Genomic DNA, 13,385 nt, shown 5'->3' on the forward strand with positions numbered 1-13,385 from the left:
AGAAATGGCAATTAAGAACCAAGTACAACTTATTACGTATCCGGATTCCATGGGCGGGGATTTAAAAACACTGAATCAGATGTTAAACAAGCACTTTTCAGATATTTTTGAGGGTGGCATTCACATCCTTCCTCCATTTCCTTCCTCTGGGGATCGTGGCTTTGCCCCATTGACCTATCTGGAAATCGAGCCGAGCTTTGGCACATGGGACGAGATTCGGGAAATTGGGGAGAAGTTTGATGTTTTGCTTGATCTAATGGTCAATCATATATCAAGGCAGTCGCCCTACTTCCAAGACTTCCTCGCCAAGGGGCGCGACTCGCAATATGCCGATCTCTTTCTGACTCTCGACAAGGTTTGGGAGGACGGCGAACCGGTACAGGCTGATATTGATCAAATGTTTTTGCGCCGCCCGCAGCCCTATTCGACCTTCCAAACCGGTAAGGATGGCAGGGAAGAAAAGGTATGGACGACGTTTGGCAAAACAGATCCTTCCGAGCAAATCGACCTGGATATCCAGTCCCCACTGACACGGCGGCTTTTTGAAGAGTTTTTTGAAAATTTCAAGAAACAAAATGTCAAGATTGTCAGGCTGGACGCTGTCGGCTATGTCATTAAGAAGCTTGGAACCAGCTGCTTTTTCGTTGAGCCGGAAATCTATAAGTTCCTCGACTGGGTCAAGGAGCTCGCTGATTCGTATGACATTGAATTGCTGCCGGAAGTGCATGCGCATTACTCCACCCAATTCAAGCTTGCCGAGCATGGCTGCTGGATTTACGATTTTATTTTGCCTTATCGGGTTCTAGAAGCTTTGATCAACCGTTCGAGCGCGGAGCTTAACCAATATCTGAAGATTCGTCCGCATAAGCAGTTCACGATGTTAGATTGCCATGACGGCATTCCTGTGAAGCCGGACCTGGATGATCTTATTGATACAACGGAAGCAAGAAAGCTGGTGGACGTCTGTCTTGAAAGAGGCTCCAATCTAAGCTTGATTCTATCGGATGAGCATAAAGCGGCAGACGGGTTTGATGTTCATCAAATTCGCTGCAGTTATTATAGTGTCCTTAATCATGATGATGACGCCTATATGGCGGCAAGAGCCATTCAATTTTTCGCACCGGGCATTCCGCAGGTATATTATGTAGGATTGCTGGCTGGCGAAAACGATATGGAGCGCGTTCAAGAGACTGGCGAAGGGCGCGAAATCAACCGGCACAATTATACCGTGGAGGAAATTGAACAGGCCTTGGAAAAAGAGGTTGTTCAACGATTGCTGAAGCTGATTCGTTTCCGTAATTCGTATGATGCCTTCAACGGGGAGTTCCGTGTGCTGGATTCGCCAGATGATGAAATTCGTCTTCAGTGGCATAAGGGCGAGAAAAGCTGTGAGCTGACGATTAACCTGCAAACCTACCGCTCCGTGATCAAGTACGCAGATGACTTGAATCATACAGTTGAGTATATTGTCTAAGTTCACTTCACGAGGAAGGGGTTAGATCCATGGCGACGATACAAGTTAACTTTTTCTCCAAGTGTCTGCGCAGAGAAGTGACATTTAATGCTCTAATGCCGCTGGATTCTCCGGTTATTCCTGGCCAGACGGAGGAAGAGCATAGAATTAAGCCGCTCAAGACGTTGTATCTGCTTCATGGGTATTCAGGCAGTCATGGAGACTGGCTAAGCTATTCGAGAATCCGTGAGCTGTCGGACAAACATAGAATCGCTGTGATTATGCCGTCCGGGGAAAACCACTTTTATGTAGACGACGAAGATCTGGGGGCGTTTTACGGGGAGTTTGTAGGCAAGGAACTGGTAGAGTTTACACGGAAGATGTTTCCGCTGTCTACCGACCGGGAAGATACCTATATCGGCGGCTTGTCGATGGGGGGTTACGGAGCTATTCGAAACGGCTTGAAATACGCAAGCCATTTTAGTAGAATCATTGCGCTGTCATCAGCGATTCTTCCTTATAAAATCGCAAACGCGGCTCCAGATTTCAAGGACGGTATTGCCGATTATAAATATTTCAGACGGGTGTTCGGCGATTTGGATCGGCTCCTCGGAAGCGATAAAGATCCCGAAGCGCTTGTTATGGGCCTGAAGGAAACGGGTAAACCTATTCCTCAGATTTATATGGCTTGCGGCACGGAAGACTTCTTGTTGGATGTAAACCAGAGATTCCGCGATTTCCTAGTTCTGGAGAATGTTCCGCTAACTTACGTGGAAAGAACCGGTGCCCACACCTGGGATTTTTGGAGTGAATATATCGTGTATGCCATAGAATGGGCTCTGGGGAATAACCCAAACCATAGATAATCTAATGACAGCACACCCATGCCTCTACAGAGCGAATCGCTCTTGTAGGGGCTTTTTTTTGACTTGGCTAAGTAGACGAGGGGAGACATACGATATTAGAATAAATCAATATTAAATTAGAATATGTCATTGAATCAAATCGTTCAAAGTTTTAATGTTAGACTATAATGAAAACGCTAACAATCAAGATGGCATATGGAAAGGGGGCTTGTCTAGGGAATTTGCCAAGTGATAAACGAACATCTGCATATTCCCATAGAACGACATGAAATAAGAATATATCAATAATGATCCCGGTTTTTGTCCTTAGTCAGAAGAATATGTTAACTCATCGATTCACGACACTTTGATCAGCGTGCAATAGAAGAGGGGGATGCATATGAGCAGATTTTTGGCAATGTTGTTGGTCGGGATTTTAATTATGACCCTCGTGGCATGTGGAGGGAATAATACACAGACGAATGGCCAGCCGGCTGATCCGGACAAGAAGGGTCAGGAGATTTCTGGGGAAATTACGGTATTTGGATGGGGTGGCGGGGAAGAGCTTCAGAGCCGGAAGGAAGCCACCAAAATTTTCAAAAAGCTGTATCCAGGGGTGAAAGTAAATGAAATTTGGCTGCCGGCGGATAACATTGACGTGAAGCTGGATGCGGCTTTGGCCGCAGGGAATGCGGGCGACGTCATCATGATGTCTCCTGATTGGAAGGGGCTTCGCTCTAAATGGTTTGAAGATTTGAATCCTTATATCGAGCGGGATAACCTGTATCTCGAGGCTCTGCTCACGCAAGGGGTTGACGGGGGGTATGTAGATTCCGATGGAAAAAGGGAAGGAATGCCGACCACCGCCTCCGATTTTATGATTGCATACAACAAGGAAATTTTCGATAAAGCCGGTGTACCGTATCCGACAAATGAATGGACCTGGGATGAATTCGCGGAGATTTCCAAACAAGTATCTTCAGGAGAAGGGGCAAACCGGGTTTACGGCATCGTGTCACACTGGATTCTGCAGAGCTTGGCTCCGTTTGTGTACGGTGGAGCGCCGTATAACGAAGATTGGACGAAGCAGACATTAGATGACCCGAATACGATTAAAGGTTACCAATTGTTTGGCGACCTCGTTAAGGCCGGGGCGATGCCGGATGACGCCGCCGCCAAGAGCATGCCGATGGACCAGATGTTCGCGGCTGGAAAAGCAGCCATGTACCCGATGGGCTTGTTTGAAGCATCGACGATCGCAAAAAATGTCGGAAACAACTTTGAATGGGGGATCGTGATGCCTCCGAAAGACCCGTCGGGGAAAACCGTGAACATTAAATTCCAAACAGGATTCGCGATGAACAAGGCCTCCAAGAACAAAGAAGCGGCATGGGCTTATATTAAGACGGTGTCCCTGAATAAAGAAGTAGGCGATTTGTACAGCAAAGTAAACCTTCCTGCAGCCAAGGAAGCAGCCGAAAGCACCTTTGTAAACATGAAGATTGAAAATACAGAGATCTCTATGCTGGATTTTGTGACAGGACTGCAAGATGCCATTACCTTCCCTTGGGGAGGCGCGATATCCAAAGCGGGGGACCTGTATGCGCAAATGTGGCAGCAGGTGACGATTCAGGGCAAATCAGCTGAAGAAGCGGCGAAGGAATATGCGCCGCAAATTCAATCCGCCTTTGATTCCATTCATCAAAACAGGAAGTAAGTGGGTATGACGGCTAGAGTTAGGGGAGGGTATTTACCTTCAAATATCCTCCCAAGCTTTACAATTCAGAGTCTTCTAGGGAGGCTCCAGGGAGGCGAAATAATGAAGGCGCGAAAAAACAGCATTGCAAAAAGAGAAGAAAGGCATTTTTTCTTCTTTATCTCGCCATGGCTTTTGGGCTTTTTGATTTTCACCCTGTATCCCATGATCTTTTCGGTCATATTGGTCTTTACGAATATGGATATGACAGGCTCTGGTAAATTTATCGGCTTTGCCAATATCATTCGGGCTTTTGTGCAGGACCCGCTGTTCTATAAGTCTCTGCTGAATACGCTATACTTCGTACTTGTTTCCGTCCCGGTCAGTCTGATATTAGCCTTCCTGATCGCACTACTGCTTAATCAAAAGATCAGAGGGGTAGGATTTTTCAGAACCAGCTTTTATATCCCGTATATCACTTCCGGCGTTGCAGTTACGTTATTGTGGGGGTGGATTTTTAACGCGCAATTTGGACTTATTAATTATTTTCTGTCCCTGTTCGGAATCACGGGGCCAAGCTGGTTGAGCGACACCAAGTGGGCGATGCCTGCGATCATTATTATGGGGGTCTGGACGATCGGCAATTCGATTATCATCACCCTCGCGGGGCTGCAGGACATTCCGGAGCAATTATATGAAAGTGCTGAAATAGATGGGGCGAATGGTTGGGTGAAGGTCATGCGCATTACGCTGCCGTTGGTAACCCCCACGCTGTATTTCAACTTGATCATGGGGATTATCGGCGGGTTTCAAATCTTCATGCAGCCTTACATTCTGACAGAGGGCGGCCCGAGTTACGCCACATACACCTACATGATGCACATTTATAACCATGGGTTCAAATATAGTGAGATGGGCTATGCATCAACCTTGGCATGGTTATTGTTCATTGTCATTATGATCATAACCCAGATTGTAAACCGGACCTCCAAATACTGGGTCTATTACGACAATTAAGTTGGGAGGTATTACTGTGGACACCTACTATAAGAGTAAAAGAACCGGCGATTTAATTAGATACAGTCTGAGTTATGTTGTCTTGATTCTTTGTGCGGGTATTTTCATTTTTCCGTTCCTGTGGATGCTTTCCACGGCCTTTAAAATACCGTCCGAGGCTTATACCTTGCCTCCGAAGCTGTTTCCCAAGACATTCACACTGGATAACTTCATCGAGGGGTGGAAGTATGCGGACTTCACGCGTTATACATTAAATACGTTCACCGTAACCCTACTCGCCACGTTGGGAACGGTCCTCTCCGCATCCTTCGTAGCCTATGGGTTTGCCAGGTTCAAATCACGATACAACAACCTGCTGTTCACTGCCGTGCTCGCCACATTAATGCTGCCCAGTCAAGTTACCCTAGTTCCTACTTATCTCTTGTTCACCAAAATGGGCTGGCTGGATACACTGAAGCCGCTTATCGTACCTTCTTTTTTTGGCGGAGGCGCGTTTAATATTTTTCTGCTGCGGCAATTCTTCAGATCGATTCCGAAGGATTTGGATGAAGCTGCATATATTGATGGCGCAAACGCCTTCCAGATCTATTATAAAATTCTGCTGCCAGCTATAAAGCCTGCTTTGATTACGGTTGCCCTCATGTCTATAACGTTTCATTGGAATGACTATATGTCGCCGTTGATTTACCTGAACAGCGATCAGAACTTCACCTTGGCGATCGGCTTGCAGTTTTTCCAGAATTCCTTTGGTTCGTCGCAAATTCAGATGCTGATGGCCGTCTCCTTAATAACGGTGATTCCCGTACTTATTCTGTTCTTCGTGGGGCAACGGCATTTTGTTCAGGGCATTACGATGACGGGAATCAAGGGATGAGACCTCTGCTTTGCCGGTCAGACTGCGGGTGTGCCTGTGGAAACTTCTGGGCGTGTACCCGGTTATCTGTTTAAACTGCCGGCAGAAGTGCTCCACATTGTGGTACCCGCATCGATCGGCAATTTCAGCAACCGTGTGTGTACCGTGGATCAGATATTCTTTAGCCAGGCGAATTCGGCTATGGATGACATCGTCCATGCAGGAAATCCCGAAGTTTTTTTTGTAAATCCATTGAAGATAACCCGGGCTGATGCGAAGAATCTCCGCCATCTTCGGAACCGACCAATGCTGGCCGGGGTCGTTGTGAATGGTGGCCCGGAGCTTTAACAGGTTATAGTGCTGCGGAGTAATCTCATCCTGGAAGTAAGACTCCAGAAGTTTATTAAACAGTGTTCGAAGCAGGCAGTCGATGGACGACTCTCTATAATCATTGCTGAATGAATTTTCGCTTACGAGCAGTTGAAATAACTTGTGACAGTACTCCGGGTCATCTAATGCGAAGGGAACGCCGAAGGGAAGCGCTGTTTCGGTCACATAGGGCTCGTCGGATTCGAAACGAATCCAATTGTTGATGTATTGCTGGGAACAGGCCCGGTAGTAAATCTTCTGCTTCGGCTGATAGAGCACAGCGCTGTGAGCCGGGTATTCCTTCAATTCCCCGTCCACCCAAAATTGAGCCGGAGTTTGCGTGATCACTAAAAGCCAACAGTCATGTCCTTCGGGAATGTCAAAAATAAAATGGCTATTGTGTGCCGCATCATATTCCACATAGAAAATCTTGGTCATGCTCCTCACCTCAATCAAAGGGAATATATCCATGAATACAAAGAGTATATCAATATTTCGACAGTTTATATCAAAAAATAAGGAGTGCACAAAATTAATAATGAGAAAACAAGGTTTGAATCCATATCTTCCATCCTGGGAATACGTTCCTGACGGGGAGCCGCATGTTTTTAACGACAGGGTTTATGTTTATGGCTCCCATGACCGCTATAACGGACATGCTTTTTGTTTAAACGATTATGTATGCTGGTCAGCACCCGCAGCAGATTTGGCGGACTGGCGGTATGAAGGTGTGATTTACAAAAAAACAGATGATCCGCTTAATCCGGATGGCAGCATGTGTCTGTATGCACCGGATGTCACCGTGGGACCAGATGGACGTTACTATCTGTACTATGTCCTTGATAAGGTTCCCGTTGTTTCTGTTGCCGTATGTGACTCCCCAGCTGGTGAATATCAGTTCTATGGCTATGTTAGATATTCCGATGGAACACGTCTAGGAGAAAGAGAGGGCGATGAGCCTCAATTTGATCCTGCCGTGCTGACAGAAGGGGAATTCACTTATCTGTATACCGGCTTTTGTGCAATCGGGGACAAATCAAGAAAAGGGGCCATGGCCACGGTGCTCGGCCGGGATATGCTCACCATTGTGGAAGAACCGGTGTTTGTTGCGCCAAGTGAACCGTACAGCAAGGGCAGCGGATTTGAAGGACATGAGTTTTTCGAGGCGCCTTCCATCAGGAAGCGAGGCGATACGTATTATCTGATCTATTCTTCGGTCGTCATGCATGAGTTGTGTTATGCGACCAGCCCATTTCCGACGAGGGGCTTTACATATCAGGGAGTCATTGTAAGCAATAATGATCTTCATATTGATTCTTATAAACCGGCTGACAAACCGATGTATTACGGAGGCAATAACCATGGCGGTGCTGTGGAAATTCGGGGGCAATGGTACATTTTCTATCACAGGCATACCAATGGTACCGCTTTTAACCGACAGGGCTGTATCGAGCCCATTTCATTCCGGGAGGACGGAACGATCCCTCAGGTGGAGATGACCTCTTGTGGCCCGAACGGTGGGCCGCTTGCCGGGCGCGGCGAATATCCTGCATATCTGGCATGCAATCTGTTCTGTAAGGACGAAGAGCTGTATACAGGAGGATTTGGCGCTTCCGGGGCATGGATGGACAGCCGGTTTCCGAAAATAACCCAGGATGGAAAAGACGGGGATGAGGAGATGGGATACATCGCCAATATGACGGATTCGGCTACGGCTGGATTCAAGTATTTTGACTGCCATGGAATCCGGAAGATGACCATCCAAGTGCGCGGGTATTGCCGTGGTGCCTTCGAAATCAAAACCGCATGGAACGGCCCTGTTCTCGGAACGATCCCGGTTGAATTTTCAAACGTATGGACAGCGTATTCTACAGAACTTGTCATTCCCGATGGCATTCAAGCCTTGTATTTCACATACACTGGCATGGGAAGCGCGAGCTTGGCCTCGTTCACGCTGGAATAAGGTTCATATATTCGTGATCTAATCCGACGGATCGGGGGGAAAGTATGACTGGGGAACAGAAGCATGGTTTGTGGTATAGAGAACCGGCTGCGGAATGGAACGAAGCTCTGCCCATCGGAAACGGGCGGCTGGGGGCCATGATCTTCGGGGGCACGGCCGAAGAGAAGCTGCAGCTTAACGAGGATTCGGTATGGTACGGCGGTCCGCGTGATCGCAACAATGAAGACGCGCTGCCTCATTTGCCCCAGATACGCGAACTGATTATGGGCGGACGGCTGCGGGAGGCGGAGGATCTGGCGGCGATGACGATGACGGGGCTGCCCGAGGCGCAGCGCCACTATTTGCCGCTAGGCGATCTGCTGCTGACGTTTGCTGATCATGAGCCGCCTGCGGAAGATTACATCCGGGAGCTGGATCTCGAGCGCGGCGTATCCCGCGTCAGCTATCGGATTGGCCAGGTGCGGTACACCCGCGAGATGTTCGCCAGCTATCCGGACCAGGCGATCGTCATCCGAATTTCTGCCGACAAGGAGAAAGCCATATCTTTCAGAGCCCGGTTCAACCGGCAGAACTGGAGGTACTTGGAGAAGTCGGAGAAATGGGGGCAAAGTGGGCTGGTTATGCGCGGGGAATGCGGGGGGAAGGGGGGCAGTTCCTTTTGCGCCGTATTGAAGGCAATCCCGGAAGGCGGCGACAGCCGCACCCTTGGCGAACATCTGGTGGTGATCGGAGCGGATGCAGTTACACTGCTCCTCGTTGCGGGTACAACCTTCCGTCATCCGGATCCGGAGCTTTACGGCAAGCGGCAGGTGACGGCGATAAGCAAGTCCTCTTATAGCGAGCAATTGGCCCGCCACATTGCCGACTATCGGGAGCTGTACGGGCGTGTTGACATCGAGCTGCCGAAAAACCCAGACAGAACCACACTCCCGACCGATGAACGGCTAGCGCTAATCCGGAAAGGAGAAGAGGATCATGGCCTGATAGCAACTTATTTTCAATTTGGCCGCTATCTGCTCATTTCCTCCAGCCGGCCTGGCTCCTTGCCTGCAAATTTGCAGGGCATATGGAACGACAGCTTTTTGCCGCCGTGGGACAGCAAATTCACGATCAATATCAATGCCCAAATGAATTATTGGCTGGCGGAAAACTGCCATCTGAGCGAGTGCCACGAGCCATTATTCGATTTGATCGAGCGGATGCGGGAGCCTGGCCGGGTAACGGCCAGGGTGATGTACGGCTGCCGGGGCTTCACGGCGCACCACAACACGGATATTTGGGCGGATACAGCCCCGCAGGATATGTATCTCCCGGCTTCTTACTGGCCGATGGGTGCGGCCTGGTTATGTCTTCACTTGTGGGAGCATTACCGGTTCAGTCAGGATCATTATTTCTTGCATCGGGCGTATGAGACCATGAAGGAAGCGGCGCAGTTTCTTCTCGACTATTTGATCGAGGACGGGGAGGGCCGTTTAATTACTTGCCCGTCCGTCTCTCCCGAGAACAGCTATAAGCTTCCCAATGGGGAGACAGGCGTGCTGTGTGTGGGGGCTTCCATGGATTTTCAGATCATCGAGGCGCTATTTAGCGCCTGCATCCGCAGTACGGAGATCATCGGACGGGATGAGGCGTTCCGGGAGGAACTAGCCACTGCCCTGAAGCGGCTCCCCAAGCCGCAGATCGGCAAATACGGCCAGATTCAAGAGTGGATGGAAGATTATGAGGAGATGGAGCCGGGACACCGCCATATATCTCATCTATTCGCGTTATTCCCGGGTGAAGCGTTCTGTGTAGAGCGTACGCCGGAGCTGGCCGAAGCCGCGCGGACGACACTGGAGCGCAGGCTGGCGAATGGCGGAGGCCACACCGGCTGGAGCCGGGCGTGGATAATCAATTTCTGGGCCAGGCTGCGGGAGGGGTCTAAGGCTTACGAGAATGTGAAGGAACTGCTGAGTCACTCTACGCTGCCCAACCTCTTTGACAACCATCCGCCGTTTCAAATTGACGGAAATTTCGGCGGGACGGCGGGCATTGCCGAGATGCTGCTGCAAAGCCATACCGGTATGATTCGATTGCTCCCTGCTTTGCCTGAAGAGTGGAGCTGCGGGAGGGTTAAGGGGCTGCGGGCCCGGGGCGGGTTCACTGTCGATTTCTCTTGGGCGGAGGGCCTTCTTACGGAGGTTGTCGTGAGCTGCGCGGTTGCCGGGTCCTGCCAATTGGAGGGGCCTGGGATCGGCACCATTTCGTTTGATGGTGAGGCTGGCGGCTCCTATACGTTTGGCCAATCGTAGTTTCATGTTGTCGTATAAGAACTTAAATATAAAAAAACCTTGCTCCGCGCCCAGAATACAAGGCGCGGGGCAAGGCTTACAAAGGGTTACTTTACCTTTACAGTCATTTCGAGATTTTTAATATAATTTTTTACCAAATTGCCGTTTTCATCTCGTTTAAAACTGCCTGATGTTGCTCCTGGTGTTTCCATTTCAGGAGTAAAAGCTTTGACCGTGATCGACTCGGTGTTTTTACTCAGGGCATCGATCACGAAATTGTGGTACCAGTGCCCATTTTTGTTGTTGTCGTTTGTTCCAAAGCCGGAGATTGGTTCAATGATGTTGCCTTCATCATCTACGAACTCATAAATGATGCCCGAATGCTTGTCTTTGTCTAACCCTTTCTCAATCAATTGAATACGGGAAGAATCTGAGGTTAGATTAAGCTTGCTCAAGGTGACGCTTAGGTTTCCGTGTTTTTTGGTCATATTTGGCTTCAAGGCCGTCGCTTTCTCTACGCTTTGCTGGATCGGCATTTCTAAGGTATACGGATTGTCTACACCTTCCAGCGTGATCTTGACGGTAAGCTTGAATTTATTTGAAAAAGCGAGCTCGTTGAGATGATCCCCCAGCCAGGATGGATCGACAATCTTAATTTCCGCTGTATCCGGATTGGAGCCTTGCGCCCAACCGAGACTAGGTCTTTTATGCAGCTTTCCGTCGCCCATGTCATAAATATTTTTGCCATTCATGAAAATTTGAATGTCCTTAATGGCTCCTTTTGCCCATACATAATCCTCGGCCTGTTGATCAAAATGCCCTTCGGTTATTCCTGAAGTCAATCCTCCACCGCTTCGATTTACGGTAATACCGATATAGTTGCCGTCATACAGCGCCTTACTTACGCTCAGCGTAATGCCGTTGTGGGTTACACTAGGATTTTGCGCCGGCGCTTGTGCCGCTACGCTCGTAGGGGTAAGCAGGGGTGTATGGGATACATTCGCTGTCGCTGTTCCTAAAGCCGCTCCACCCAAAATCAAACTTGCTAAAGCTGCTGTTGTCATCACTTTATATACCTTTTTCATTTTAAACTCCTCCATATATGGTTTTATTATTTAGATAGGTTGTACAGTTTCTCTATTTCGTTCTGATTTACTTGTACGCTCATTTCAAGATCTTTCAGATAGTGTTTGACAGGTTCTCCATTCTGATCAAGCTTGAACAAGCCCGTTTTGGCTGAAGGGTCGGCCATTTGTGGGACAAATGCTTTCAGTGTTACTGTACTTGGAGCTTCCTTGAAGCGGTCAAATAACAGTTCACTCCGGCTTTCTCCAGCTTCTCCGAGCGCCCCCATGCCGCCGACAAAATTCAAGAGATTTCCTTGCCCATCCCATAGCTCGAATTTTAAGTTCTGATAAGCTTCTCTCGACCCATCCTCTGGTTCCAGATTTAAAGTCACCTTCGTTGTCAGGGGGGTAAATTGAATTTCGTCCAGTGTGACGGTAACATTTCTCCAGTTTCTCGTTTCTCTAGGGGAGAGACTCGTTGTCTTCGTCTGCTTGCGAACAGGCAGCTCGAATACAAATGGTTCCTTGGTACCCTCCAGCCAAAATTGAGCTGTCAGTGTAAATTGATCTGGCAGAAAATGTGCCGATTCTCCCGGACCGGAATGGGCAGTCAACCGAAAGATTGCTGAATTATGATCTTCCGTCGGCAGCCCGCTCAAACCGATGCGCTGATTTCCCTTATTTTCGTGGGTAGGTTTTCCGTTAATGAACATTTTGAAATCTCTGATTTCGCCTCTTTGGTGAATCACTTTCGCATTCTCGCCTTCACCGACGACCTCGGAATCCAGAATAGCGCTGGGAAAATGATCGCCTTCTCGCTGAACCGCCAGAGATAAGCGAAGTCCGTCAAAGATGACCTGGGGCACATGCAGAGTAACTCCCTCATGGGTCACACTGGCTTTTGTTTCCTCGACCAGTCCTTGCTCCTCCGCTGTTTGTAGTCCCAAATCGTCAACCAGTTTGAAGATATTGCTGATGAGCGGCAGGTTTTTCAATGAATTTGCCAACGCTGGCGACATCATTACACCACTTAGTCCCCCGATAAAGACAAGGAGGACGGCAGCGGCTGTAGCGGCCCAAAATTTGCTCATGATCCGGCTGCGGATGTTATGCCCGGTTTTGTTCTCTATCGGATGATGGGGCAGGGAAGCGTAAACTTGATCCTGACGTTGACGAATGATCTCCGGTACTTCGTTTAGTTCTCCTCTGCCGATTTCCCGAAGCTTTTTATCGAGATCATATATTTCCATAAGTCAGCTTCCCCTCCTGTTTCCGCTTTATTTCATCGGCTAATATCCCGCGAGCCCGGTGCAGACGCGTTCGGACGGCTCCTTCGGAAATGTCCAGCACACTCGAGATTTGTTTAATTGACAAGTCTTGAAAATAAAACAAATGGATGACGATGCGCAATGACTCGTCCAGATGATCCACGGCCTCATGCAGATCCAGCTTGCTGCTGTCCTCGTAGTAATGGAACGGAGGCTCCGCTTCCGGGAGTTCTGCCATAACCACCGTCTTACTGCGCAAACGAAGCAACTGATTGCATTCATTGATCAGAATCCGGATGACCCAGGTTTTAAAATATTTTGGCTGTTGTAATGTGGTTAAGCCTTTGTACGCTTTAAGCGTAGTTTCCTGAAATGCGTCCGCACAGTCTTCGTCACGTCTGACAATGGACTTGGCCAAGCTATATAACTGAGGCTCCAGCATCCGGAAGAGCCGGATGAACGCTTCCCGGTCACCTTGCTGCGCCCGCTTGACGTCCAGTACTATATCTTGCTGCAAGAATTTCAACTCCTTTTGAGGGCCCTCTATAGAATTAGATCGGGGAGTGGGCGAAAAGGTTACAGGC

The 13,385-nt window shown here is 48.8% G+C and carries 11 protein-coding genes; 7 read left to right on the forward strand and 4 right to left on the reverse strand.

Annotation, left to right across the window (positions count from 1 at the left end):
* The first annotated feature begins 4 nt into the window (after positions 1 to 4).
* The 5 genes from gtfA (at position 5) to GNP95_RS14855 (ending at position 5,885) form a co-directional block, all read left to right on the forward strand.
* Complete coding sequence (gene gtfA, locus GNP95_RS14835) at positions 5 to 1,474, forward strand: sucrose phosphorylase (RefSeq protein ID WP_155611644.1); 1,470 nt, start codon at positions 5 to 7, stop codon at positions 1,472 to 1,474.
* A gap of 29 nt (positions 1,475 to 1,503) precedes the next feature.
* Entirely contained in the window at positions 1,504 to 2,319 is an 816-nt protein-coding gene (locus GNP95_RS14840; RefSeq protein ID WP_155611645.1) for an alpha/beta hydrolase, read from the forward strand.
* 397 nt (positions 2,320 to 2,716) lie between these two features.
* Positions 2,717 to 4,015 carry an ABC transporter substrate-binding protein gene (locus GNP95_RS14845; protein ID WP_230873846.1) on the forward strand — a complete coding sequence of 433 codons (1,299 nt, stop codon included), beginning with the start codon at positions 2,717 to 2,719 and terminating at the stop codon, positions 4,013 to 4,015.
* 102 nt (positions 4,016 to 4,117) lie between these two features.
* Positions 4,118 to 5,011 (forward strand): carbohydrate ABC transporter permease, encoded by an 894-nt coding sequence (locus GNP95_RS14850; protein WP_230873830.1) that lies wholly within the window; start codon positions 4,118 to 4,120, stop codon positions 5,009 to 5,011.
* 16 nt (positions 5,012 to 5,027) lie between these two features.
* A complete protein-coding gene (locus tag GNP95_RS14855) occupies positions 5,028 to 5,885 on the forward strand; it encodes a carbohydrate ABC transporter permease (RefSeq protein WP_330163459.1) in 858 nt (285 codons plus the stop codon).
* Here GNP95_RS14855 and GNP95_RS14860 read toward each other — a convergent pair.
* Positions 5,796 to 6,671: a helix-turn-helix transcriptional regulator gene (locus tag GNP95_RS14860; protein ID WP_155611649.1), complete on the reverse strand. Its 876-nt coding sequence runs from the start codon at positions 6,669 to 6,671 to the stop codon at positions 5,796 to 5,798. The two genes, GNP95_RS14855 and GNP95_RS14860, sit on opposite strands and share 90 nt — an antisense overlap.
* 100 nt (positions 6,672 to 6,771) lie before the next feature.
* On the opposite strand from GNP95_RS14860, the gene GNP95_RS14865 reads away from it, so the two are divergent.
* Both GNP95_RS14865 and GNP95_RS14870 read left to right on the forward strand, forming a co-directional pair.
* Positions 6,772 to 8,196: a family 43 glycosylhydrolase gene (locus tag GNP95_RS14865; RefSeq protein WP_155611650.1), complete on the forward strand. Its 1,425-nt coding sequence runs from the start codon at positions 6,772 to 6,774 to the stop codon at positions 8,194 to 8,196.
* A 44-nt stretch (positions 8,197 to 8,240) separates the two neighbouring features.
* On the forward strand, positions 8,241 to 10,487 hold the full coding sequence (locus GNP95_RS14870) for a glycoside hydrolase family 95 protein (protein ID WP_155611651.1): 2,247 nt from the start codon (positions 8,241 to 8,243) through the stop codon (positions 10,485 to 10,487).
* A gap of 86 nt (positions 10,488 to 10,573) precedes the next feature.
* On the opposite strand, the gene GNP95_RS14875 is transcribed toward GNP95_RS14870, so the two are convergent.
* From GNP95_RS14875 to GNP95_RS14885, 3 genes are read right to left on the reverse strand one after another with little or no spacing between them, the layout of a single operon-like run.
* The gene (locus GNP95_RS14875; protein WP_155611652.1) at positions 10,574 to 11,566 is read right to left on the reverse strand and encodes a DUF4179 domain-containing protein; all 993 of its coding nucleotides are present in this window, start codon (positions 11,564 to 11,566) and stop codon (positions 10,574 to 10,576) included.
* Positions 11,567 to 11,577: 11 nt separating this feature from the next.
* Positions 11,578 to 12,783 (reverse strand): DUF4179 domain-containing protein, encoded by a 1,206-nt coding sequence (locus tag GNP95_RS14880; RefSeq protein ID WP_155611653.1) that lies wholly within the window; start codon positions 12,781 to 12,783, stop codon positions 11,578 to 11,580.
* Positions 12,770 to 13,318 (reverse strand): sigma-70 family RNA polymerase sigma factor, encoded by a 549-nt coding sequence (locus GNP95_RS14885; RefSeq protein ID WP_155611654.1) that lies wholly within the window; start codon positions 13,316 to 13,318, stop codon positions 12,770 to 12,772. Before GNP95_RS14885 ends, GNP95_RS14880 begins: the two co-directional genes overlap by 14 nt.
* Between the last annotated feature and the right edge of the window lie 67 nt (positions 13,319 to 13,385).

Origin of the sequence: Paenibacillus woosongensis (genome assembly GCF_009725165.1) — a bacterium.
Taxonomy (GTDB): Bacteria; Bacillota; Bacilli; order Paenibacillales; family Paenibacillaceae; genus Fontibacillus; species Fontibacillus woosongensis.